Source organism: Paracoccaceae bacterium Fryx2, from assembly GCA_032334235.1.
Lineage (GTDB): Bacteria > Pseudomonadota > Alphaproteobacteria > Rhodobacterales > Rhodobacteraceae > JAVSGI01.
Genome location: JAVSGI010000005.1, coordinates 2,988,933 through 3,012,645, shown reverse-complemented (window position 1 = coordinate 3,012,645; position 23,713 = coordinate 2,988,933). Strand labels below are relative to the sequence as shown.

Annotated in this window: 26 protein-coding genes; 9 read left to right on the top strand and 17 right to left on the bottom strand. The window is 67.1% G+C overall.

Annotated elements, in window-relative coordinates:
• Positions 1-2: 2 nt before the first annotated feature.
• Complete coding sequence (gene flgH / locus RNZ50_23725) at positions 3-722, top strand: flagellar basal body L-ring protein FlgH (GenBank protein MDT8857985.1); 720 nt, start codon at positions 3-5, stop codon at positions 720-722.
• Positions 723-728: 6 nt separating this feature from the next.
• Positions 729-1,187: a flagellar basal body-associated FliL family protein gene (locus RNZ50_23720; GenBank protein ID MDT8857984.1), complete on the top strand. Its 459-nt coding sequence runs from the start codon at positions 729-731 to the stop codon at positions 1,185-1,187.
• A gap of 376 nt (positions 1,188-1,563) precedes the next feature.
• On the opposite strand, the gene RNZ50_23715 is transcribed toward RNZ50_23720, so the two are convergent.
• The 10 genes from RNZ50_23715 to RNZ50_23670 form a co-directional block, all read right to left on the bottom strand.
• Positions 1,564-1,890, bottom strand: coding sequence for a hypothetical protein (locus tag RNZ50_23715; GenBank protein ID MDT8857983.1), 327 nt, complete (start codon positions 1,888-1,890; stop codon positions 1,564-1,566).
• Positions 1,887-2,969 carry a flagellar type III secretion system protein FlhB gene (locus RNZ50_23710; protein ID MDT8857982.1) on the bottom strand — a complete coding sequence of 361 codons (1,083 nt, stop codon included), beginning with the start codon at positions 2,967-2,969 and terminating at the stop codon, positions 1,887-1,889. Before RNZ50_23710 ends, RNZ50_23715 begins: the two co-directional genes overlap by 4 nt.
• The gene (locus RNZ50_23705) at positions 2,966-3,745 is read right to left on the bottom strand and encodes a flagellar biosynthetic protein FliR (protein MDT8857981.1); all 780 of its coding nucleotides are present in this window, start codon (positions 3,743-3,745) and stop codon (positions 2,966-2,968) included. The genes RNZ50_23710 and RNZ50_23705 overlap by 4 nt, the downstream gene beginning before the upstream one ends.
• On the bottom strand, positions 3,742-5,820 hold the full coding sequence (flhA, locus tag RNZ50_23700; protein ID MDT8857980.1) for a flagellar biosynthesis protein FlhA: 2,079 nt from the start codon (positions 5,818-5,820) through the stop codon (positions 3,742-3,744). Before flhA ends, RNZ50_23705 begins: the two co-directional genes overlap by 4 nt.
• 1 nt (position 5,821) lies before the next feature.
• A complete protein-coding gene (locus RNZ50_23695; protein MDT8857979.1) occupies positions 5,822-6,565 on the bottom strand; it encodes a lytic transglycosylase domain-containing protein in 744 nt (247 codons plus the stop codon).
• 83 nt (positions 6,566-6,648) lie between these two features.
• Complete coding sequence (locus RNZ50_23690) at positions 6,649-8,910, bottom strand: hypothetical protein (protein ID MDT8857978.1); 2,262 nt, start codon at positions 8,908-8,910, stop codon at positions 6,649-6,651.
• Positions 8,907-9,776 carry a flagellar motor stator protein MotA gene (gene motA / locus RNZ50_23685; GenBank protein MDT8857977.1) on the bottom strand — a complete coding sequence of 290 codons (870 nt, stop codon included), beginning with the start codon at positions 9,774-9,776 and terminating at the stop codon, positions 8,907-8,909. Before motA ends, RNZ50_23690 begins: the two co-directional genes overlap by 4 nt.
• A gap of 61 nt (positions 9,777-9,837) precedes the next feature.
• Positions 9,838-10,407 (bottom strand): hypothetical protein, encoded by a 570-nt coding sequence (locus RNZ50_23680; GenBank protein ID MDT8857976.1) that lies wholly within the window; start codon positions 10,405-10,407, stop codon positions 9,838-9,840.
• A complete protein-coding gene (locus tag RNZ50_23675) occupies positions 10,404-10,793 on the bottom strand; it encodes a hypothetical protein (GenBank protein ID MDT8857975.1) in 390 nt (129 codons plus the stop codon). The genes RNZ50_23680 and RNZ50_23675 overlap by 4 nt, the downstream gene beginning before the upstream one ends.
• Positions 10,794-10,804: 11 nt before the next feature.
• The gene (locus tag RNZ50_23670; GenBank protein MDT8857974.1) at positions 10,805-11,284 is read right to left on the bottom strand and encodes a flagellar basal body-associated FliL family protein; all 480 of its coding nucleotides are present in this window, start codon (positions 11,282-11,284) and stop codon (positions 10,805-10,807) included.
• A 120-nt stretch (positions 11,285-11,404) separates the two neighbouring features.
• On the opposite strand from RNZ50_23670, the gene fliF reads away from it, so the two are divergent.
• Genes fliF through fliP form a run of 4 tightly spaced genes read left to right on the top strand, consistent with a single transcriptional unit; the run spans position 11,405 to position 14,580 of the window.
• Positions 11,405-13,006: a flagellar basal-body MS-ring/collar protein FliF gene (gene fliF / locus RNZ50_23665; GenBank protein MDT8857973.1), complete on the top strand. Its 1,602-nt coding sequence runs from the start codon at positions 11,405-11,407 to the stop codon at positions 13,004-13,006.
• Complete coding sequence (locus RNZ50_23660) at positions 13,006-13,602, top strand: flagellar biosynthesis protein (protein ID MDT8857972.1); 597 nt, start codon at positions 13,006-13,008, stop codon at positions 13,600-13,602. The genes fliF and RNZ50_23660 overlap by 1 nt, the downstream gene beginning before the upstream one ends.
• Complete coding sequence (locus tag RNZ50_23655; protein MDT8857971.1) at positions 13,595-13,864, top strand: FliM/FliN family flagellar motor C-terminal domain-containing protein; 270 nt, start codon at positions 13,595-13,597, stop codon at positions 13,862-13,864. Before RNZ50_23660 ends, RNZ50_23655 begins: the two co-directional genes overlap by 8 nt.
• The gene (gene fliP / locus RNZ50_23650) at positions 13,864-14,580 is read left to right on the top strand and encodes a flagellar type III secretion system pore protein FliP (protein MDT8857970.1); all 717 of its coding nucleotides are present in this window, start codon (positions 13,864-13,866) and stop codon (positions 14,578-14,580) included. Before RNZ50_23655 ends, fliP begins: the two co-directional genes overlap by 1 nt.
• A 538-nt stretch (positions 14,581-15,118) precedes the next feature.
• Here fliP and RNZ50_23645 read toward each other — a convergent pair.
• The 7 genes from RNZ50_23645 to RNZ50_23615 form a co-directional block, all read right to left on the bottom strand.
• Positions 15,119-16,216, bottom strand: a complete 1,098-nt coding sequence (locus RNZ50_23645; protein ID MDT8857969.1) for a flagellar basal body P-ring protein FlgI — start codon at positions 16,214-16,216, stop codon at positions 15,119-15,121.
• Positions 16,213-17,217, bottom strand: a complete 1,005-nt coding sequence (locus RNZ50_23640; protein MDT8857968.1) for a flagellin — start codon at positions 17,215-17,217, stop codon at positions 16,213-16,215. The genes RNZ50_23645 and RNZ50_23640 overlap by 4 nt, the downstream gene beginning before the upstream one ends.
• A gap of 1 nt (position 17,218) precedes the next feature.
• Positions 17,219-18,661 (bottom strand): flagellar hook-associated protein FlgK, encoded by a 1,443-nt coding sequence (flgK, locus tag RNZ50_23635; GenBank protein ID MDT8857967.1) that lies wholly within the window; start codon positions 18,659-18,661, stop codon positions 17,219-17,221.
• Positions 18,662-18,673: 12 nt separating this feature from the next.
• Positions 18,674-19,978 carry a flagellar hook-basal body complex protein gene (locus RNZ50_23630; GenBank protein MDT8857966.1) on the bottom strand — a complete coding sequence of 435 codons (1,305 nt, stop codon included), beginning with the start codon at positions 19,976-19,978 and terminating at the stop codon, positions 18,674-18,676.
• Between the two features lie 115 nt (positions 19,979-20,093).
• On the bottom strand, positions 20,094-20,936 hold the full coding sequence (locus RNZ50_23625; GenBank protein ID MDT8857965.1) for a flagellar motor protein MotB: 843 nt from the start codon (positions 20,934-20,936) through the stop codon (positions 20,094-20,096).
• A gap of 102 nt (positions 20,937-21,038) precedes the next feature.
• On the bottom strand, positions 21,039-21,245 hold the full coding sequence (locus tag RNZ50_23620; GenBank protein MDT8857964.1) for a peptide transporter: 207 nt from the start codon (positions 21,243-21,245) through the stop codon (positions 21,039-21,041).
• Positions 21,246-21,477: 232 nt separating this feature from the next.
• A complete protein-coding gene (locus RNZ50_23615) occupies positions 21,478-21,780 on the bottom strand; it encodes a hypothetical protein (GenBank protein MDT8857963.1) in 303 nt (100 codons plus the stop codon).
• 100 nt (positions 21,781-21,880) lie between these two features.
• Here RNZ50_23615 and RNZ50_23610 point away from each other — a divergent pair, with 100 nt between their 5' ends.
• The 3 genes from RNZ50_23610 (at position 21,881) to RNZ50_23600 (ending at position 23,706) form a co-directional block, all read left to right on the top strand.
• Positions 21,881-22,672 (top strand): cyclase family protein, encoded by a 792-nt coding sequence (locus tag RNZ50_23610; GenBank protein ID MDT8857962.1) that lies wholly within the window; start codon positions 21,881-21,883, stop codon positions 22,670-22,672.
• A gap of 4 nt (positions 22,673-22,676) precedes the next feature.
• A complete protein-coding gene (locus RNZ50_23605) occupies positions 22,677-23,144 on the top strand; it encodes a hypothetical protein (GenBank protein MDT8857961.1) in 468 nt (155 codons plus the stop codon).
• Positions 23,145-23,226: 82 nt separating this feature from the next.
• On the top strand, positions 23,227-23,706 hold the full coding sequence (locus RNZ50_23600) for a MarR family transcriptional regulator (protein MDT8857960.1): 480 nt from the start codon (positions 23,227-23,229) through the stop codon (positions 23,704-23,706).
• Positions 23,707-23,713: the final 7 nt, after the last annotated feature.

The following is a 23,713-nucleotide window of genomic DNA, read 5'->3' as shown; positions in this document are numbered from 1 at the left end:
TGATGCGACTCCTGCTTGCCTGCCTCGTCCTCCTCACCGCCTGCGGGCGCCTGCAGGAGGTCGGCAAGGCCCCCGCCTTTTCGCCGCTGGAAGGCAGCTACCAGCATCATGCCATGTATTCCAATCCGATGCCGCTCGATGCCGAACCCGATGGCCCGACCGATGCCTCCTCGCTCTGGACCGGGGGGCGCGCGTCGCTGTTCGGCGACAGGCGGGCGGCGCGGCGCGGCGACATCATGACCGTGGTGATCGAGATCGACGACAAGGCCGAAATCTCCAACTCCTCGGGCCGCAGCCGGACCGGCAGCGAAACCATGGGAATCCCGTCGCTTTTCGGCATTCCGCAGCGGCTGGACGCCGAATTGCCTGAAGGGGCGAGCATGGCCGACGCGCTCAGCACCAATTCCTCGTCCAGCTATTCGGGCGACGGATCGGTGGCGCGCAACGAGAAGCTGACACTGCGGGTCGCGGCGACGGTGGTCGAGGAACTGCCCAACGGCGTGCTGCGCATCGAGGGCCAGCAGGAAGTGCGGGTGAACTTTGAACTGCGCGAGCTGATCGTGACCGGCTATGTCCGCCCCGCCGACATATCGCGCCAGAACGAGATCACCTATGACAAGATCGCCGGGGCCCGGGTGGCCTATGGCGGGCGCGGCCAGATCACCGATGTGCAGCAGCCGCGCTATGGCCAGCAGATCACCGACATCCTCATGCCGTTCTGACCCGCCATGATCCGCAAGCTCCTCCCCCTTATACTTGCCCTGGTCGGTTTGGGTGCGGGCCTCGGCGCGGGCCTGCTGCTGCGCCCGGCGGCCGAGCCTCCCGACGCCGAAGCGGCCGCCGCAAAGGCTGTTCCCGAAATCCAGCCCGATTACGTCAAGCTGAACAACCAGTTCGTCGTACCGGTGGTCGAAAACGGGCGCGTCGCATCCATGGTCGTGCTGTCCCTCAGCCTGGAAGCCAAGCCCGGCAGCACCGATCTGATCTATGCCCGCGAACCCAAGATCCGCGATGCCTTCCTGCAGGTGCTGTTCGATCACGCCAACTCCGGCGGGTTTCGCGGTTCCTTCACCGACGGGTCGAACCTGATCCTGCTGCGCAAGGCGCTGCTCGAGGCGGCGCGCACCACGATGGGCGACCTGGTGACGGATGTCCTGATCGCCGACATCGTCAGGCAGGACAGCTGACACCGATGGCTCCGCCGCGAAAGGCAGCAACTGCGGCGCAGGCGCCGCCGTCAAACTGCCGCAACAGGCAGGCGCGGTGCGGACGGAGGCTTGGCGGACGCGGTTCGCCCCGGCCGCGTGCTTCGACCGTCTGCCCGGCCAGACGGCCAAGGGTCGCCGCGGCGCCAGGCCGAACCTCTCCCACCTCGCAGCCCTGACGGTGAACGGCAGCAGGAGCGTGTTGCGCACAAAATGGGTCCATACCCTGCAGCCCTGAAGAAGATGCAGCATCGTCCTTTGCGAATGTATCGCAGACAAGTCCGACATCGCGCCCTGCAGGCAGGGAATCACAGATCATACTTTGATGGGATTCCCGAATCGGAAATGCCGCAGCACGCTAACCCTTCTGCGCCAGGCCGCGCAGGGCCTGCGCCTGGCCGAAAGCCCGGCGCGCGGCGGCCTGCGCCCCCAGCCAGTCGGCCGTCTGGCGTGCAAGGGTCAGGTTGATCTCGGCGCGCCGTGCCTCGGCCCAACGCTGATAGTGCAGTTCGGCCCGTGCCGCCGCGATGGGGGAAAGACCGTCCGCCGGCTCGGCCGCCAATCCTGCAAGCCGATCCAGACTGTCCTGCCGGGCGCGTGCTGCCGTGTGCAGCTCGGACAACCGCAGATCCAGTATCAGTTGGCTCACCTGCCCGAGCCTGGCCAGCTGGTCACGCTGCGTCATCGCCACGCCCTCGCCTTCCTGCGCATCGCCTCGGCGAAGCGGATGGCGGCAGCCACGGTGCGATAATGCTCGGGCTGCACCTCCTGACCGATCTTGACGGCAGCGTGCAGGGCACGGGCAGTCGGCGGATCGCGGTGCAGTGGCACCCCGGCCACGGCGGCACGCTCGCGGATGCGCGCGGCAATCTCGTCCACCCCCTTGGCAACACAGACCGGCGCCCGCCCTCCGGCCCGGTTCCATTTCAGCGCCACGGCGTAATGCGTCGGGTTGACGATCACCACATCGGCCGTGGCGACATCGGCGAGCATCCGGTTGGTGGCGATGTCGTAGCCACGCTGGCGACGCTGCGCCTTGGTCTGCGGATCGCCCTCGGACTCCTTGTGTTCATCCATCACTTCCTTGCGCGACATGCGGTGGCGCCGCCGATGTTCCGCCGCCTGCCACAGATAATCGACCCCGCCGATGGCGGTCGCGATCAGCAGGATCAGGAACAGGAACTCCACCACCATCTGCAGCAGCGTTGCCGTCATCAGCGCCGGGGTCAGGTGCAGCGTGCCAAGGATCCGGTCGCCCTGCCGCACCAGAAAAAGGCCCAGCGCCACCGAAATGATCACCAGCTTCACGAAGCTCTTGGCGAATTCGAACAGCCCGGAACGGCCAAACTTGTTTTTCGCCCCCGCCACCAGCGAGATGCGGGACAGTTTGGGCATGATCTTGTCGGGGGTAAACACCAGCGACCGCTGTGCCAGAACGGCAACCAGCACCCCCATGGCCGGCAAGAGAAAGAACGGGGCCAGAGCCAGTGCAAAGGCTGCCAGCAACCCGCCGAACGGTGCGCCCCCCTCGGTCGTGAATATCCGTGACAGAAGGTCGGCCTGGTCAAGCAGGACCGCCCCGACCTGCCCGGCCCGCCGCAAGGACGCCTCGCCCAGTGCCCAGGCCGCCACCAGCAACCCGGCATAGGCCGCTGCGGTCGGCAGGTCCTGCGAACGGGCAATCTCGCCCTTGGTGCGCGCCTGGTCAAGGCGGCGCGCCGTGGCCTCGTATTCCTTTTCGCCGCTTTCGTCCTCGCCGCTCATGGCGCATTCGCGAAGGGCGCGTCGAGAAAGGCGCCCAGCGCCTGCATCCAGACGGCAAGGGCGAGCGGCGCGACCACGGCCAGAAGTGCCAGCCCCCCCAGAGTCAGCGCCGGCGCCCCGACAAAGGCCACCATCAACTGCGGCATGGCCCGGTTGATGACGCCCAGAGCCACGTTGTAGATCAGAGAGGCCAGCACGAACGGCGCCGCCAGCGAAAACGCCAGCGAAAATGCCGACGTGACCTGCAACAGGCCCCATTGCGCCAGGTCTTCCGACCCCGGCATCCGGCCGGGCGGCAACACGTCATAGGACAGGATCATCAGTTCAGCCGCCCGCACATGGAGGCCCGCCATCACCGCCAGTGCCAGCCCCGCCACCGTGAGCAGATTTCCGATGGCAGGCTGCGGCTCCGGTCCGGCCCCGGCAAAAAGCTGCGCCAGGGACGTGGCCTGCGCGGCGATGGTCCCGGCCATCTGCAGGGCCATGATGAACAGCCGCAGGCCGATCCCGAGGATCAGCCCTGCCGTCACCTCCGTTGCCAGCGGCAGCGCAAGTTGCCCCGCCAGAGGCATCACCCGGTCCGCCACCGCAGGGGCGACCACGGCCGTGAAGGCCAGCCCGACCACCAGGCGCACCCGTTGCGGCACCACCTGCTCGCCGAAAGCCGGAAGCAACGCCATCACCGCCCCGACCCGCAGAAACACCAGAAACCCGACCCAGATCATGTCCTGCCCCATGCCAGTCAGCTCGGTCAGCAGCGGGATCATGTCGTTCATGCCGACACCTGCCCGACCATGGCGGGACGCGCCTCCATCCCGATTTCCTCGTAGGACAGGACGGGGGCGGCCAGGCCCTTCGCCACCATCACCGTGCGCAGGAAGCGCCGCCGCAGGGTCGAGGTGACCAGCGCCGGATAGATGCCGCTCTCCGCCGCCTTGTTCAACCGCTCGGCCAGCGCATTGGCCAGCCGGCCGAACTGATCCGGCGGCAAGGCCACGTCGCGCACCCCGCGCTCGCTGTCGATCTGATGCGCGGCAAAGGTCTTTTCCCATTCCGGCGCCAGCTGGATCAGCGGGATGGTGCCGTCGTCGCGCTTGAGTTCCGCCACAAGCTGGAACCCCAGGCGCTGGCGCACATGTTCGCAGACCTGCTCCGGCGCGCCGAGGCCCCGCGCTTCCGACACCGCCTCCAGGATCAGCGGCAGGTTGCGGATCGACACCCGTTCCTCCAGCAGCAGGCGCAGCACCGTCAGCAGCAGGTCGACAGGCACCTTTTCCGGCACCAGTTCCTCCAGCAGCCGCCGGTTTGCCTCGGCCCGGGCCGGGTCTGTGACATTGACGAATTCGTCCAGCAGCCGCCGCAGCCCCTTCAGCGTCAGCAACCGCGCGAGGTTGGTCTTCATCATTTCCAGCAGATGGGTTGCCAGCACCTCGGCCGGCGAAACCACCGTCAGCCCCGCCAGCGCCGCATCTTCCTGATGGTCGGGCAGGATCCAGCGGGCGGGGGCACCGTACACCGGCTCGCGAACGTCCTGTCCGTCGGGCGCGGGCACGCCGTCGGCCAGCAGCACCAGAACCCGGTCAGGCACCAGGCGGTCCCGCACCCGTTCCACCCCCTGCAGCCGGATGCGATAGGTGCCGGGCGGCAGTATCACCTCGTCGGTCAGCCGGATTTCGGGCAGGATGATGCCGAAGGCCGAGGCCACATGCGTTCGCATGTTCTGGATGCGCGCATCGAGACCGGTCGCCGGGTCGAGCACCATCGACACGAGGTCGGGCGCGAACTCGATGTGGATGTCGTCGAAATCCAGCACGTCGCCCAGTGACTTGCGGCGCGGCGCCTCGGGTTCGGCAATCGCTTCGGTCGTCGCCATGTCCGCCTTGCGATGCACCAGCAACGCCGCCGCCGCAAGGCCGGCCGCCGCCAGGATGAATGGCAGGAACGGCATGCCCGGCACCAGCGCAAACAGCGCCATCAGCAGCGCCACGGTGCCCAGCGCCCCCGGATATCGCCCGAGCTGCTTGAAGAACGACACGTCGGTTGCCCCCGTCACCCCGCCCCGCGCCAGCAGCAGCGCCGCGGCAATCGAAATGATGACTGCCGGAATCTGGCTGACCAGACCGTCGCCGACCGTCAGGATCGCATAGGTTTCGAAAGCGAGGCCGACCGGCATGTCATGCACCGCGATGCCCATGATCAGGCCCATAACGATGTTCAGCATGGTGATCAGCAACCCTGCCACCGCATCGCCCTTGACGAATTTCGAGGCGCCGTCGAGCGAGCCGAAGAAGTTCGTCTCGGCCAGTTCCTGCTCGCGGCGCCGCTTGGCCTCCGCATGGTCGATGGCCCCGGCCGACATGTCGCTGTCGATCGCCAGCTGCTTGCCCGGCATCCCGTCGAGCGCGAACCGTGCCCCGACCTCGGCCATCCGCCCCGCCCCCTTGGTGATCACCATGAAGTTGACGATCAGCAGCACGCAAAACACCACCAGGCCCAGCAACACGTTGCCACCCATAATGAAATTGGCAAAGCCCTCGATCACGTGACCGGCGGCATCCGTGCCGGTGTGACCCTCGCCGATGATCAGTTTGGTCGAGGAAACGTTCAGTGACAGACGCAGCATCAGGCTGGCCAGAAGGATGGTCGGAAAGGCCGAGAAATCCAGCGGCCGTTCCAGAAACAGCGTGACGGTGAACATCAGGATCGCCAGCGCGAATGACAGCGCCAGCCCGACGTCCAGCATCCAGGCCGGCACCGGAAGCACCATCATTACGATCACCGCCATCAGCGCGAGCGCCAGCAGGATCGTGGGGCGGAAAATCGAGGCGAGCGTGATCTGGGGGAATGTCATGTCAGGGGCCATTTCCGAACAGCGGTTGCCTGCCTTCGCGCAGCGGCACGATCGACCCCTGCGTTGCGGGGGCCCCCGATACCAGCAACGGAAAGCGGTTGGCGCGGGGCAGCAGCGCCGCGAGGTCTTCGGCGGGCGGCAAGCTGGGGAGGGTATCGGGCTTCAACCGCGCCAAAACGGTGTCGAACCGCTGCCGGTAGCGTTCTGCATGGGCGGGCGTGGCCGAATGATAGGCACCCGCCGCCTCCGACCAGTCTCCCCGACCCGTGTAAAGCCGTTGCAGGTAGGAGGCGGCGTACAGCGCGTTGCGGCGCGGGTCGAGCATGTCTTCGACCGATGCGAAGGCGCCAGAATGCCAGCGATGATTGATCTGGAAGCAGCCAATGTCGATGTTGGTCTGGCCCGCCGCCAAAGCCTGCCCGACATGGGCCGCAGCCTCTTCGCGCGTGGCGAACCAATGCCCGTCTCCGCCCTGATTGACCGTCCAGGGCCACGGGCGAAAGCCGCCCCGCGCGCCGGAAAGGCTGCGCCCGGTCTCGACCAGCGCCACGGCCTGCAACACCTCGATTGGCACCCCGGTGCGTGCGGACGCCTCGGCCGCCGCCATGTCGCAGAGCGCGGGCTCGTCCCGAGCCGAAGCGGCTGCGCCAACTGCCAGGGCCGCCAGGCAGCCTGCGACGGCCACCTGCCGGAATGGCCGGGCCAGGGCTGCCACCCTCTGGGCGATGCGGGAACATTGTCTCATCGGGTTTCACCCTTTGCCGCTGCGACTGCGCGGCCCTTCCAGAACACCTTAGGGTCCGAATCTTTCCAAGAGGTTAGGATGGATCACGGGGCTCCCGGCGCAGGCACGCCGGACAGAAGCGCCTCCAGCGCCTGCCGCGTCCCGGCGCTTTCGGCCAGCGCCTGTCGACTGCGGGCAAGCGGACCCGGCGGATCGGTCTCGGGCACCGCATTGGCGTCGGCCGGCGGGACCGGAGTTGTGTCGGCAACAGTCATCGGCGCCGCGTTCGCGTCGGCGGCGTTCAGTGGCGCGTCCCCGACGGCGGGCCCGGCGGCGGGCGCAGCAGAAACGGTTCCCGCAGCCGTCCGCCAGGGTTCTGCGCCCTCTGCAGCGAGTCTTGCCCAGTCCTGCGCCTGCCGGGAGGAACGCTGTTCCGCCTCGGCTTCCCCTAGTGTGGCATAAACAGCGGCCGCCGCCGCAGGGTCGCCAAGCAGCGTCTGGGCCTGCGCACGAAGGGCATCCGCCTCGGCCGTCTCCAGTCCGGCCAGCACGCGCAACGCGGCCCGCCCGTCGCGGCGCTGCATTTCGGCCGCCGCCGCCAGCAAACGGTCGGCACCCTCGACCACGGGCTGCGGCAGCCAGGCCAGTGCCGCCTCGGAAAATCCCAGACCGACCAGCCGCTCTGTCAGCTTGCGCCGGGTTGGCACCGCCACCTGGGGCATCGGCGTCGCGGCGGGTAGGATCGCGAGGGCCATCAGGTCCGCATCGGTCCCCTGCCCCGCCAGCATGCGCCAAAGTTCGGCCGACGCCCCCGGTGCGACGGACAGCAGGTCGAAAGCCTCGCGGAATTCGCCCGCCCCGGCCAGGGCCAGCGCCTGCGCCCTGAGGAGCTTCACCCCAATCTCCGTCCCGCGGTGTTCATGCGCCAGTGCCGCAACGGCCGTCACTGTCGCCGCATCGATCGGCTTGTCCTGCGCCACCCGCGAATCGACAAAGTCGATCAGGGCCTTGGTCGCCGTTGCTCCGCCCCCGGCCGACAATTCGGTCAAGGCTGTGTCGGCTGCCGCCGTATCACCCTGCGCCAGATCAAGCCGCGCTTCCATCAGCCGCACCGCAGGCCCGGGATCGCCGGGCGCGCGCAGGATGGCGTCGCGAATCGCCCGTGCGGTTTCCGTATCCTGCTGTGACAGGAACCGTTCGGACAGGATCGGCCCAAGATGGCGACGAAGATGCAAGGGCAGCGCCGAAAAGCTCCGCAGAACCGCGGCGCTGTGCGGCCGATCCGCCGGGCCAAGCTGCGGTCGCGCCAGCACAGACCAGAGTGCTGCTGCCGTATCGCAAACCTCCATGCCCGCGAAGGGCGCATCCACTGCCATGCGTTCGTCCAGAATCTCCGCCATGGCCTCCCACACACGCCGGTCCTCCGGCGTCGCGTTCAGCGATTGCAGCAGTTGCCGCGCCTCGGCACCGAACCCCAGATAAAGATAGAAGCGAACCGCGCGGGCAAGGGCCTCGTCCTGCACCTTGTCGAACTCGCCGGTAAGCCCGGCCAGCGCGTCGGCCATCTGATCCACGATCGGGGTTTCCTGGCCCCAGGAGGCAATGTCGAGCCGCTCGTCGGGCAGACAGTTCGCCCCTTTTGCCGTCAGCAACCCCGGCGCGCGCGGTTCCACCCCGGCTGCCATGCCCAGATCCTGACCGATGCGCACCTGCGCCAACTGCCGCGGTTCGGCCGCCACCTGCGGCAGGGGCGGCATGGTGGCATCGACGACCCCGCGCGCAGCACCATCGCTGATCTGGCGCAGAAGGGCATCGCGAAGCGGCGCCATATCCGGGCCCGCGCCGGGCAAGCTCACGGCCGGAACCGCCGGTCTCGGCATTGCAGTGCGCCAGTCGTACGAGGTCGGCGTCTCGGGGCGCGGATGCGGGCGCCGGGTTGCGCGCCCGGTCAACAGCGGCATCGCCGCGGCTGCGGGGTCGAGTGCCAGTTCGAACGACGACCCGGCGGGTGGTGGCCCGTCCTTCAGGTCGATCACGATCAGCCCCGGCCGAAACTCGAACGGAATGGCATGGCAGGCGCAGCCGATGCCAAGCCGCAGCGCACCGCTTTTCGGGTCGACCCAGATCGCTGCCAGCCGGTCTCGCGGAATCAGCCGGAAAACCCTCGTCAGATCGAAGCGGAAATCGTTCCGCGACAACCGCAGTTCGTAACCGTCTTCCGTCCGCCCCATGACGAAGGCGGAAGGTTCGGAAAGCTCCAGAACCAGACGGGAAAAACCGTCATGCTCGCCCGATTTCACCACGACGGTGGCAGCCGAAGCCGCGAAGGACAGGCCGAAGAAAAACAGGATAATCAGGATTCTCATGCCGCCTCCTGCTTCAGCGCCCGCAAGGCGTCCTCCAGGTCCGAAAAGCTGGGGCGCACGTGGTGCGGCGTATTCTGCCGCCCGACCTCGATGCAGATGTTGGCCGGGTGGTTGTGCAGGTTGGCCACCAGAACCTCGCGGATCAGGGTGTAGAAATGTCCGTCGTCCTCGACCACCGCCTTCACCCGCGTTGCGAAGGGGCCGACCAGACCATAGGCCAGAAAAACCCCCAGAAACGTGCCCACCAGCGCCCCGCCGATCATCTTTCCCAGAATCTCGGGTGGCTGGTCGATCGACCCCATGGTCTTGATCACCCCAAGAACTGCCGCGACGATCCCGAGCGCGGGCAGCGCATCGGCCATCGATTGCAGCGCATGGCTGGAATGCAGCGCGTGCGCCTGGTTCGTCTCCATCCGCTTGTCGAGCACCTCCTCGACCTGATGCGGATCGTCGTAGTTCATCGAGGCGGCGCGCAGCGTGTCGCAGATCAGCTCCACCGCCTCGTGATCCTGCCGGATCCGGGGGTAGCGGCCGAAGATCGTCGAGCCTTCGGGATTTTCGATGTGCTCCTCGAGTCCGACGGGGTTGGTGCGGGCGATCCGGATCAGTTCGAACAGCAGGCACAGCATGTCGCGATAGTCGCCGGGCTTCCACTTCGGCCCCTTGAACACCTTGCCGATGTCCTTCAGTGCGGTCTTTACTGCGGCAATGTCGTTCGACAGCAAGAACGCTCCGATAGCGGCGCCCCCGATCATGACCATCTCGAAGGGCATGGCCTTCAGAATGATGCCCATCTTTCCGCCGGCCAGCATGTAGCCGCCGAAGACCATGATGAAGATCACCGCGATACCGATCAGACCGAACATGGCTTTCCCTCTTTGCCTCTGCGTGACGCTTGCAGACAGGCGTTAAGAATCCCTGAGCCTGTCACTCCTTGGGAACCAGTGCATTGCGGCCGGCCAGCAGGACGCTGACGGCATAGGCGGTTTCCGATGTCATGCCCGACAGCACCGCCGCCGCTGCATCCGGCCGCATCCGGCCCAGAAAGCCTGCCGCAAATTCCGGGGCCATCGCTTCGAACAGGGCGGCCGCATCTTTCGGTTTCATCGTCTCGTAGACTTCGGTCAGCCGCGCCAGATCGGCCTCCGCCGCCCCGTCGGCGCGCGAAAGTGTCTCGGAAAGCTCGGCCTCGGCTGCCTTCAGCGTCGCCATGCGCTCGTCGATTGCCTGATTGGCAAGCGCCAGTGCCGCGATCCGGTCGGCCAGCGCCGCCTCCTGCACGGCCAGCCGGGCCTCGCGCGTGGCCAGCGCCTCGGCCAGGGCGGCGGGCGGTTTGGGACAGTCCAGCGCGGCACCGGACGCGGTCGGCGGCAGTTCCGGCTCCAGTGCCAGCGCCTCGCCCACGCCCGCCCCGATCCGGAGCGCCCCCGACGAGGCCAGCAGCAGCGCCAGAATCACCAGGGCGCCGCGGCCGGCCTTCTTGCGGCGCGTGCTCATTCCGCCGCCTCCGCGTCGTCACGCGGGCCCCGGCGCCGCACGAAGCGCAACCGGCGCTCGGCGTCGGTCCCGTCCTGGTCGGCCTTCGGGTCGGCCTTCGGTTCGGGCAGGTCATGCATCGAGGCCAGCAGCAGTTCCAGGCGGGCTGCCACCGATTCGGCCCGGACGTTCAGCGCCTCCAGCGAGGCGGCCGATCCGGTCGCCGATCCGCGCGCCCGGTCCAGGGCCTTGGTCATGTCGTCCACCTGCGCCGACAGCACGGCGATTGCCCCGCCCATGCCGCTTTCCAGCGTGGAGAATCGTTTCAGCCGCCCCGACAGGACATAGCAGTAGGTGGCGGCCCCGAAAGACCCGGCCGCCATCAGGATATCCGCAATCAGCTCCATCCCGTTCTCCTTCAGTTCAGCACGAATTCGGTGATCAGCAGGTCGCGGACACGCCCCTCGCCGGTCACGATCTGGATCCGCCGCAGCATCTGCGACCGCAGCCGCACCAGCGCGGTCGGATCCTCCAGTTCCGCCACCTCGACTGCGCGCAGATAGCCGTTCAGCACGTCAAGGATCCGCGGCATCAGCAGCGTCACATCGCGCGAGTGGGTCTTCGCAACCTCCAGCTGCGCCGTCATCCTCAGGTGCTGCTTGCTTGACGCGGCACCCAGCGAGATCACCACCGGGTCCACCGGCACGAAGCCGATGTCGGCCAGCACCCCGACCTCGGCGGCGGCGGCATGGTTCTCCGACGGGGCGAAGATCATGCCCGACCAGGCCGCGAAAAACCCGGCCCCGCCCAGCGCCAGCGCCAGCGCCCCCCCGATCAGGAAGGGCAGTTTCGATGTCTTCTTGGGGGTTTCCTCTTGGGAAACTTCGGCTTCTGCCACGGCCACCTCCGGCTTTGCTTGTGACCCAAGGCAATAGCCGAATGTCACTAACCGATTGTTAAGCCAGATCGCGCAAAGCTGCGGCTGAAGGGGCAGAAGCCCGAAGATCGGAGATTCCCCGTGCAGAACCTCGCCACCCTCTGGTCCAGCCTAAGCATGACCCGGCGTGCCATCGTCGTCGGGGCCACGGTCGCCATGTTCCTTGCGGTGCTTGCCCTGTCGCGCCTGGCGGGGGCGCCCGGCATGGCGCTGCTCTACTCGGGTCTCGACAGCGGAGCGGCGGGCGAGGTCGTTGCGGCACTGGACCAGCGCGGGGTGAAATACGAGGTGCGGGGTGATTCGATCCATGTCGATGCCACCCAGCGCGACTCTCTGCGCATGACGCTTGCGGCCGAGGGTCTGCCGACCACGGGGGCCGTCGGGTATGAACTGCTCGACGGGCTGTCGGGCTTCGGAACCACGTCGCAGATGTTCGACGCCGCCTACTGGCGGGCCAAGGAGGGCGAACTTGCCCGCACCATTCTGGCCAGTCCGCAGATCCGCGCCGCCCGCGTCCATATTGCTCAGGCGCCCACGCAGCCGTTTCAGCGCGACCAGCGCAGCACGGCCAGCGTGACCGTCACCACCACGACGGGCAGTCTGCCCCCGATGCAGGCCAAGGCCCTGAAACACCTTGTCGCGGCCTCGGTGTCCGGGCTGCAACCCGAAGACGTTGCGGTGATCGACTCGGTCGGGGGCCTGATCGCCTCTGGCGAGGAAGTCCCGCTTCCCGGCGCGGGGGGCGAAGACCGTGCCGCCCTGCTGCGCACCAATGTCGAACGGATGCTGGCGGCGCGGGTCGGCCCGGGCAAGGCGGTGGTCGAGGTCACCGTCGATGTGGTCACCGACCGCGAACACATCACCGAACGCCGCTTCGACCCGAAGGGCCGTGTGGCGATCTCCTCCGAAACGGAAGAACGGTCCACCTCTTCCACCGATCCTGCGGGCGATGTCACCGTGGCATCGAACCTGCCCGAAGGCGATGCCGGGGCGGGTGGCACGGGCAAGAGCCAGTCGAGCGAAACGACCGAGCGGGTGAACTACGAGGTTTCCGAAACCCAACGCGAGCTGACGCGCAGCCCGGGGTCGATCCGCAAACTGTCGGTGGCGGTGCTGATCGACGGGCTGCGGGTCACCGGCGAGGATGGCACGGTCACCCTGCAACCCCGCCCGGAAGAGGAACTGGCGGTCCTGCGCGAACTCGTTGCCTCGGCCGTCGGGCTGGACGAAACGCGCGGCGACGTGCTGACGCTGAAATCGCTGGCCTTCGAACCGATGGTCGAGGGCGGCACGCTGGTCGAAGCCGGTCTGCTGCCGTCCTTCGGCCCGATCGACGTGATGTCGGTGATCCAGATCGCCGTGCTTGGCCTCGTGGCGCTGGTGCTCGGCCTGTTCGTGATCCGCCCGCTGCTGCTGTCCGCCCCGCGCGACCAGCCTGCACTGCCCGCCCCGCCCGCCCCTCTGGCCCTTCCGGGCATGTACGGCACCGGCGACGGCGGTCGCGTGCTGACGGGCGAGATCGACGATGGCCTCGACTTGCCGCCGCTGTCGATCGTCTCGCCCGATGAGAACGAGGATCCGTCCGACCCGATGGTGCGCCTGCGTCGCCTGATCGAAGAACGCCAGAGCGAGTCGGTCGAGATCCTGCGCGGCTGGATGGAAGCGGAAGAGGAGAGGGCCTGATGCCGCTCCTGAAGCTGGAAGTCTTTGAAACATCAGACCAATCGGAAAAGACCACCGTCGTCACCGACATGAACGCGTTGGAGGAGGCCCGGCTCGCGGCCTATGAACAGGGCTACACCGCGGGCTGGGATGATGCCAATGCCGCGCAATCCGACGACCAGTCGCGCATGCGCGCCGATCTGGCGCGCAACATCCAGAGCCTCGCCTTCACCTGGCACGAGGCACGGGTGCATGTGCTGCGGGCGGTGGAACCATTGCTGCAGGACGTGGTCGGACGGCTGCTGCCGGAAATGGCGCGCGAGGCGCTGGCCCCGGTGGTGCTGGAAACCCTGATGCCGCTGGCCGAACAGATGGCCGAGGCGCCGGTCACGCTGGTGCTGAACCCCGCCGCGCGCCCCGCGGTCGAGGCGCTTCTGGAACAGGCGACGGGCCTGCCGCTCAAGCTGCTCGAAGAACCGACGCTGGGCGAGGGTCAGGTTTACCTGCGCCTCGGCGATACCGAGACCCGGATCGACCTTGACCGCGCCACTGCCGAAATCACGGCGGCGGTGCGCAGTTTCTTCGACCTTGCCGAAAAGGACAGTCATCATGGATGAGAAAGACGACGCGAACCCCTTCGCGCAGGTGCCGATCGAAATCACCATCTCGGTCGGCAAGGCCCGCCCGCAGGTGCGCGAGTTGCTGCGCCTGCAGCGCGATGCCGTGCTGACGCTCGACCGCCGCGTCGATGATCTGGTCGAGCTTTACGTCGGCGACCGCCTGATCGCGCGTGGAGAGCTGCAGGAACTGGAGGGCGAACAGGCGGGCCAGCTCGCCGTGCGCCTGACCGAAGTGGCCAACCTCCGCGGCGGGCTGTGATGCGGCGCCTGGTGGCGGCCCTGGCGCTGACGCTGCTGGCGGGGCCGGCCCTCGCCCAGGGGCTGACGATCGACTTCGGCGATCAAGGCACGCTCGGCACCCGCAGCGTTCAGCTTCTCGCGCTGATCACGGTGCTCAGCCTGGTGCCGGGCCTGGCGATGATGGTGACCTGCTTTCCCTTCATCGTCACCGTGCTGTCGATCCTGCGGCAAGCCATCGGGCTACAGCAGTCGCCGCCGAACATGCTGATCGTCAGCCTGGCGCTGTTCCTGACCTGGTATGTCATGGACCCGGTCTTCACCGAAGCCTGGACGGCGGGCATTGAACCCCTCACGCGCGGCGAGGGCGACCTCAAGGCCGCGTTTACCGCCACGATGGCCCCGTTCCGCGTGTTCATGGCGGCGCGGCTTGACGCCGAGACCTTCATCGCCCTGCAATCCCTGCGTCCCGGCGAGACCGGAGCGGCCATCGATGCTCCGCTCTCGACCCTGGTGCCCGCGTTTCTGCTCAGCGAGATCCAGCGGGCTTTCGAGATCGGCTTCCTGATCTACCTGCCATTCCTTATCATCGACCTGGTCGTCGCGGCGGTGCTGATGTCGATGGGGATGATGATGGTTCCCCCCGCCATCGTGTCCATGCCGTTCAAACTCGCCTTCTTCGTGGTCGCCGATGGCTGGAGCCTGATTTCGGGCGCACTCGTGCGAAGTTACTTCTGATCCGACTCTGGTCCCGCCCGCTACGCAAGTCACCAGTGGCACGCCGCGGCACCTTGCCGTTTGAGTCGTGCGAAAAAGATCGGCATCGATTCCGCAGGCACGCGGTTCACACCATCGCGGGCAGCCGTTTCCCGTGTGCGGACAGGCAGGGCGACCGAGTCAACGGGTCAGGCCCGAGCGGGCAAGCTTCTTCGGGATTCCAGCCCGGCGCCTCAGACTTTCCCCGGACAGTGAGAGGCGGTGAGCATTGTAGACAAACCTGCCGAGCATGGCAGGTCGGCTGCCCGCACTCACCTTGCCCAAGCCAAGCGAGGCCATGATCGGCCGCACGCCGCGCCCCTGACCGCGTAAATCGCAAGACATCCCGTATCGGGCGCAAGGTCCATCTTTCTGCCGGCATTCCGTGCTTCCTTCGATCCCGAAGGATTGCCGACCGGACCTGCCCGCGATGCCGAGTGCACCTCGGCGCTTCATCCTCGGAAATCGCTGCCCGCCATCCCGCGAAGCACGCACCGTGTCGGTGCGCCCTTCGGTCCGGTTACTGCACGAGGAATTCGGCATGCAGCGCACCCGCGGCGTTGATGCTTTTCAGGATGTCTATCATGTCATTCGGTGCCACGCCGAGGGCGTTCAGCCCCGCCACCACCGACGAAAGGCTGGTGCCGCCATCGACTTCGGCCAGCCCGGTGCCCGGCTTCTGCTCGATCCCCACGTTGGTGCGCGGAACGACGATGCTTTCCCCGTCGCTGAAAGGATTGGGCTGCACGACCATCGGGGTTTCCTCGATGCGCAGCGTCAGGCCGCCCTGGGCCACCGCCACCCGGCTGATCCGCACGCGCTCGCCCATCACGATGGTGCCCGACCGCTGGTCCACCACGACGCGAGCCCGCTGCTCCGGCTCCACAGTCAGATTCTCCACCCGTCCCAGCACATGTGCCGGCGAGGCCATGCGTGCGCCCGTCAGGTCGAGCATCACCGTTCCCGAATCCATCATGGCCGCCACGGGGCGCCCGAATTCGCCGTTGATCACCGCCTCGATCCGCCCGGCCGTGGTGAAATCCGGTGTTCGCAGCGCCAGGCGCAGCGATTGCAGGCTGGTGAAATCGAACTCGATCTCGCGTTCCACCCGGGCGCCCGAGGGAATGACGCCGGCCGTGGGAACCCCCTGGATCACCCGGGCGGCCGCGCCTTCTGCCGAAACGCCCCCGGCTATGATGGTGCCCTGCGCCACGGCATAGATCTGCCCATCCGCTCCGTTCAGCGGCGTCATCACCAGCGTGCCGCCCAGCAGGCTTTTCGCATCGCCAATCGCCGATACCGTCACGTCGATCTGCCCGCCCGCCCGGGCAAAGGGCCGCAGTGTTGCGGTGACGAACACCGCCGCCACGTTCTTCGGCCGGTACTGCTCGCCCGCGACGTTGACGCCCAGCCGTTCCAGCAGGTTCGACATGATCTCTTCGGTGAAGGGGGCATTGCGGATCCCGTCGCCCGTGCCGTTCAGCCCGACCACGAGGCCATAGCCGACCAGATCGTTGCCGCGCACGCCGTCGAATTCCACCAGATCCTTGATGCGGATCGGCCCGGCATCGGCAGGAAACGCGAGGCACAGAAGAAGCAGGCCCAGAAACCTTGTCATCGGAGAAAATCCACCAGGCTGAGGCGCGACATCCGCGCGGTGACGGCATAGAGCGTTTCCAGCTGGGTCTGGGCCGACTCCAGTTTCGTCGCCGTCTCGAACGGATCGACCGAAACGAGGTCCGACCGGGCGATCTGCAGCGCCGATGATTCCGCACTGTTGCGCGCCGTGGCCCGTTCCACCTGACCTTCCACCGTGCCGAGGCCCGCCGCCAGGTGCACCCGTGCGGACCCGCTGTCGATCAGGCTTTCGCCTGCCTGCCGGGCAAGTTCGGCGCGTTCGGACGGATTGGCGGCCAGCGCACCCCGATCCAGCAGGGCGGCCGTCGCCATCGCCTTGATCGTGTCGACCAGCGCCGGGTCCATCGCGGTGATGCCGATCGTCGCGGCCTCTCCGGGGGCAATCGGGCGGGCAGGGCGCGGCGCGCCGCCCAGATAGGCGGTCGCGGCAAATCCTGTCGGCGCGGCAAACCAGGCGTCCACTGCCGCCACCAGATCATTGGCCGTGGCCGCCCCGGCGATCTCCGCTTCCAGCGCGTCGAGGATCGTCCCCGGAGCCGTCAGCGCCGGACCGTCGGTGCCCACGCCGGCAAACAGCGTGCGGTCGCCGAACCGGGTGTTGAGCAGCGAAACCATGGTCTCGAAGCGTTGTCGGGCGTCCCCGCCCGCATCGTCGATCATTGTCGGTGCGCCCGATTCGGCCGCGACCAGCAGCGACTGGCCAAGATCGGCGGTCAGCGTTCCGATGGCCGAGAAAGCGGTCTGCATCGCCCCCGCCTCCAGCGCGATTTCCGAGGTCGCCGCGGCATAGGCATTCAGCCGCGTCAATGAGGCTTCGATTCCGCTCAGCGCGGTGAAATCGCCGCGGACGTGGCGCGCGGTGTCGGCCGCGCGTCCGGTCGAAAGCTCGACACCCAGCGCCTGCACCTGGGCTTTCAGGGTCACGTTCTGGCGGCGCATCACGAAGGAATGGGCAAGATCACCAAGGGATATCAATGACATGCTACAACCCGATCAAGGTCTGGAGAAGGTCGTCCACCGTCTGGACGACTTTTGCATTTGCTGCATAGGCCTGTTCGATCTGCAGAAGCTTCTGCATTTCCTGGTCGGTATCGACACCGTTTTCCAGTTCCATCACCTTCAGCGCCTCGGATCTGGCGGTGGCAAAACTCGATTCGGCATCTGCCGCCAACCGGGCCGACGCCACGCCGGACAAGAGGTCGGATGCCAGCGCCGACATGCTGCGCGACGCGGCCATGAAGCCACCGGAAACCGTCTGCCGGGGGGCGGCCAGCGCTGCCTGCATCCGGCCAAGCAGGGCCGAATCGCCCGTCGGCCCCGGTGCCGCCGCCCCGAGCCCGTCGCGCAGCCGCCACAGCGCGCCGCCCTGTTCGGGATCGGCCAGCGCGTTCAGCGACAGCCGCTGTGCCAGCCCGACCTCGTTTGCGGCTGCGAAAGGCGCACCTGCGTCGGTGAAAAGCCCTGCCGCCCCCGCGGCCAGCGTGCCATCCACCGCCGGGTCGGCCATGCGTTCGACCAGGTCGCGCGCCACGGCATCCAGCCGGGTCTGCGCCTGGGGGGCAAGTTCGTCGCGAATCGCGAAATTCGCGGCCAGACTGCCGCCCGCGACCAGACTGCCCGACCCGGCGGTGGCCAGCGGTTTGCCGTTCAGCGTCAGGCCGGACAGGCCGCTGCCATTGGTCATCTGCGGCGTCAGCGTTCCGACCGGCGCAAAGCCGAACTTCGACGGCTTGCCGTCCAGCAGCACCGCGCCGCCGGTGCTGAACAGGGCGATCTGGCCGTTGCCCCTGTCGATCTCGCGCAGCGGCATCACCTCCGCGATCCGGTCAACCAGTTGCTGGCGCTGATCCAGCAGGCCCGAGGTGTCGCGGCCCTGGCTCATCTGAACCCGGATCTGGCCGTTCATCTCGGCAATCCGGGCCAGCGAGTCGTTGACCAGCGTCACGTCGCCCGCAATCCGATGGTCGGCCGAAAGCCGGGCGGACTGGATCTCGTCCGCTGCGGCGCGGAATTGCGTGGTGATGGCGCGGGCGGAGTTCAGCACGTCCGACAGCCGGGCTTCGCTGTCCGGTCGGCTGGTCGCGGCGATCAGGGCCGCATCGAAAGTTGCGATCCGCGCACCCAGCGACCCCGCAGAGTCGGGCGAGCCGAGCACGGTCTCCAGGCGGCCAAGAAAGGCCGCGCGCAGATCCCGGTTGCTGGCGCCGGCCTCGGCGGTCCGCCGGTCCGACAGAAGCGCCTGATCGACCATCCGCGTCACACCGATGATGGTGACCCCCTGCCCCGGCCGCGCCCCCAGTTGCAGCTCGCGCCGGGCATAGCCTTCGGTCAGCGCGTTGGCGACGTTGCTCGAGACCAGCCCCGCCGCGCGGGACGCTGCCGACAGGCCCGTCAGCGCATTGGATAGAGAAGACGAGATGCTCATGATCTAACCGCCTCAGCGTTTGATGTTGGTGGTTTCCTGCAACATCTCGTCCACGGTCTGGATGACCTTGGCGTTGGAGGAATAGGCGCGTTGCGTCTGGATCAGCTGGGTCAGCTCGGCCGCGACATCGGTCGAACTGTCCTCGCGCGAAAAGCCCACGGTGGTGCCGGTCGGCCCGTCGCCCGCATCCCACAGGTAGAACGTGCCGCTTGCAGGAGAAATCGCGTAGGTCTGGTTCGACAGCGCGGTCAGGCCGTTCGGGTTGGGCACGTCGACCAGCGGAATCTGGTAGATCGGCCGCGAGAACCCCTGATCGTAGATCGCATGGAGCATCCCGTTCTCGTCGATCTCGACCGAGGTCAGGCTGGCCACGGGCGAGCCGTTCTTGGTGACGGAAACCGGGGCAAAGGTGCTGGAAAGCTGGGTGATGCCGTTCGGCTCGCCCGGCTTGCCGACCGTCAGGGCCAGCGGCCCGCCGGCCAGCGCCAGTTCCACCTCGCCCGTCAGGGGATCGTAGGCGCCGCCCGAAACCATCGTCACCGATGCCAGCTTGCCGCCGTTTTCCTGCGAATCGTCGAACACCAGCGTGTATTCGCCGACGATGGCATCGCCCGACGCGGAATCGCGGACCACCATCGTCCAGGTATTCGACGCGCCGTTGGCGGGCACGGCCGGAGTGAAGGTGATGTCGAGCGATTCCGACGTGCCGAGATTGCCGAAATACTCGACCGACAGGTCGAACGGCCCGGTGGTCGCCCCGGCGATCGTCGCGGTGGCGGGCAGGTTGACCCCCAGCGTCACCGCCGTGGTCGGGTTGCTGATGTATTGGTCAGACCGCATCCGCACAGGCTCCAGCGCGGCCATGGTGTCGCGCGGATAGCGGGGGATGGTGCCATCGGCATTCGCGGGCCAGCCCATCAGAACATGGCCCGACTGCGTGCGCAGCAGGCCCTCGGCATCCGGGCGGAAAGACCCGGTCGTGGCCAGCGTGACCGGATAGTTGCCGTCCGACCCGTTGATCGCGCCGATGGTGGTCACCGGCAGAAAGCCGCGCCCGTCGATCGCGATGTCGGTCGGGTTGGCAGAGGCGATCAGCGGCCCGCGTTCGTCGATCAGGCGCATGCTCGCCACCCGCACGCCGCCGGCCGCATAGTTGGTATTGCTGCGACCCTGGTTCACCAACGAAGAAAAGCTCGTCGATGCCCGCTTGTAGCCATAGGTGGCCGAGTTGGCGATGTTGTCGGAAATCGTGGCGAGCCGGGTGGCATTGGCACTGAGCCCTGCCACCCCGGCATTGAGCGAGGAAGAGATCGTCATCGGGGTGCGCCTTTCTGTTGCGTCGACTCTGGGTCAGAGCCGAAACTGCGCGCACCACCTTAAGATCGGCATAACGGACGAGATTTTTCCGGATCGCCCTGCGATTTCCCTTCCGTCACCGGTCCCTTCGCAACAGCACGATTTCCACCCGGTTGTTGCGCACCGCCATCGGGTCGGCGGTCACCGGCTTGCGGTCGGCATGGCCGCTGATGCGCTGCACCCGCGGCGCGGGCAGGCCCGCCGCCCCGACCATGTCGCGCATCGCCTGCGCCCGTGCGGCAGAAAGCGCCCACACCGGGTTGTCGATCAGCATTATCGGGTAGGCCCGCACATGGCCGTTCACCGCCAACCCGTTGGTGGAAAGCGCCAAAACCTCGGCCAGCACCTTCGCGATGTCGGTCAGGATCGGGGTCGGCTCCGCTGTCGATCCGACAAACAGCGGCACATCCGGCAGATCGAATATCTCGATCACCAGCCCCTCGTCCGTGACCTTGGTGATGATGTGGCGCAGCGCGCGTTCCATCGTCATGCTTTCGCCGCCATGCGATGTCAGCACCTTTTCGATCTCGCGCATCTGCTTTTCGGCGGCATTCCCTTCGGTGCCCGCCACTTTTTCGATGTCGCCCCGCGCCTCGCGCTCGGGCGTCGGGTTTTGCGACGACGCCCCGGTGCCGTTCTGCGCCATCGTGTCTTCCGAAAACACGGAATCGCCGCCAAACGCCCCGTCGCCGCCCCCCGAGGCCCTGTTCACCGGAATGGTCGGATTGAAGTAATCCGCCAGCCCCTTGCGCTGCTTTTCCGTTGTCGCGTTCAACAGCCACATCAACATGAAGAAGGCCATCATGGCCGTCACGAAGTCGGCATAGGCCACTTTCCACGCCCCACCGTGGTGCCCGCCGCCCTGAATGATCTTCTTCCGCTTGATGATGACTGGCGCGGCATTCGACTGCCCTGCCATCACACACCCATTCCATACACCCACGGCCAGAGGTAGCGCATCGGGGTGAACACTGGCTTAACCCCTCTGATTTTAGCGGTTTTTCCGGCCCGCCTCCTGGTCTCAGTCCCCGATCTGCGCCGGGTCGGGCAGCGGAATCGCCGCCAGCAACTGCCGCGTGCGATTCGCCTGCTGGGCGTCGAACACCTGCGCCGCCGGGGTATCCCCGACGATCCGGCCCCGATGCAGCACCATGATCAGGCTGCACAACCGCCGGATAACCGACAGGTCGTGGCTGATGAAAGCCAGCGTCAGCCCGTGTTCGCACACCAGCCCTTCTCGCCCGGCACCACGCTCGCAATCACCGCATGGCCCGCCGTCAGCCGCCGCCCGTCACTTCTCCTGGCGCGCTGGAGCCTCCGCGAAACGGATGCGAATGCACGCAATGTCATGGGGTTTCCCATAAGCCCGAACAGATGCCGCGCCTCGGCCGGAAACGCCGACGGCAACCGCCCCAGGGTTTCCGAATCCCGCGCCGAAACCCCGGCAATCCGCCCCGTCGTCAGGCCCGCATCGGTCGAGCCCCCCAGCCAGCGCCCATCGGGGAAACGCCGGCATGACAATCGGCCACCGGGGCAAAGGCCAGACCTGCGCCGCCATTCCCGCGCCATATCCCTTGAAAACCGTCGATCCGGCGCACAGCGACAGGTTGGCGAAACCCCGGCAGCGTGTCTTCCCCGGCCCTGACCGCCCCGCCCGGTTCCGCCGCCTGTTCCAGCACGCAGACCCGCCAGCCCTTCGCAGCCAGATGCAGCGATGCCCCCAGCGCATTGTGCCCCGCCCCGATCAGGATCGCATCCGGCATCCCTCGCCGGCCCTCAATGATATTTGCAAATGCATTCAAATCTGCCTAGCATGATCCATCGAAGGGCGGGCATCAGACCCGCAGGTTCAGGGAGACGGACATGACCTCTGCGAACATTCTGCAAGACCTTGGCGCCATGCTGCTGTCGGGCACCATCGAGGTGGTGGATTGCTCGGGCACACTTGGCCCCGACACGCCGCTGCTGAAACTGCCGCCCGATTTCGCGAAAGACACGCCGAAGATCGAGATTCACCGCATCAGCGAATACGATCAGGACGGCCCGTTCTGGGCGTGGAACTGGCTGAAGCTGGGCGAACATTCCGGCACCCATTTCGACGCGCCGCACCACTGGATCACCGGCAAGGACTATGCCGACGGCTACACCGACACGATCCCGATGCAGCGCCTCGTCGCGCCGGTGAACGTGATCGACTGTTCCGCCGAGGTTTCCGCCAACCCCGACTTCCTGCTGACCGCCGAGAGGGTGCAGGCGTGGGAGGCCGAACATGGCGCGATCAACGCCGGCGAATGGGTGGTGCTTCGGTCCGACTGGGATGCGCGGGCGCATGACGAGGCGCTCTATCTGAACGCCGACGCAACCGGCCCGCATTCGCCCGGCCCGACCGTGGATTGCATCGAATACCTGCTGGGCAAGGGCATAGTCGGCTGGGGCAACCAGTGCATCGGCACCGATGCGGGCCAGGCCGGCGGCATGACCCCGCCCTACCCGGCGCACAACCTGCTGCACAAGGCCAACCGCTACGGCCTCGCCAGCCTCGCCAACCTCGACAAGCTGCCCGCCAAGGGTGCGATCCTGATCGCCGCGCCGCTGAAGATCGTCCGCGGCACCGGCAGCCCGATCCGCGCTCTGGCGCTGGTGCCGAAGGGCTGACGCCATGCGCCGCACCACGTCATGGCACGCTGCACCGCTTGCAATCTGCGTCGGCCTCACCGTCGCAGGATGCAATGACGGGATGGTGGCGCTGCCCGGATCGAACACGCACAGCCGAATCCTGGCATTGCAGTCTGTTGTGCGCCAACCCGACCCGAGCGGGATGTTCCCCGGCGGCGTGCGGTATGATCGGGCCGAAGACCAGTTGCGGGCGGCGGCTCTGGTGCATTTGCGCGGCATGACGCGGGATCAGGCTCTTGCAACCCTCGCCGCCGATGGCTTCACCTGCCTCGGTGCAAGCTGTTCCTCCACGGTGCGCGAACGCGAAACCTGGGTGGCGACCATGGGCATCCGGCCACCCGGCCCGCTGCACATCTTCACCCTCGTCTATTCGGTAACAGTGATCGGGGATGTGGTTTCGCAGATGTCGGACCTGACAGCCACGATCACATCGTCGCGCGGGGCTGCCTGATGATCGGTCACATCCCCATCGGGCCGGGACTCGACGCGTCAGTCCCGGCGGCGCTTCGCCTTGCCGCGAAAAGGATAGGCGCATGACCGAACCGGCCAAGACCGAACCCGCCCTGCCTAAACTGGGCGAAATCGGGCTGAACGGTTTCGCGCCTTACCTGATGAACCGCATCATGGGCCGCTACAACGCCTCGCTGCGCAGCGAAATGGCCGCGCTGGGCCTTTCCACGCCCAAGATGCGGGCGCTGGCGGTGCTTTCGGTGATCGACGGCCCGCTGATCCGCGAACTGGCGGTCTACGCCGTGGTCGAACAATCCACCCTGTCGCGCGCGCTCGACCAGCTTGCCGCCGAAAGCCTGATCCGCCGCGAAACCGACGCGGGCGACAGCCGCGCCACCCGGGTCTACCTGACCGAGTCCGGGCGCGCCGCCTTCGACAGCCTCTGGCCGCGCATGGCGGAAAGCTATGCCCGCATGTTCCGCGGCATCCCCGAAGCCGAACGCCAGGCCTTCGTCGCCACCCTGCACAAGATGCTGACAAATATCCGCAAACACGATTTCTGAGGGGTTC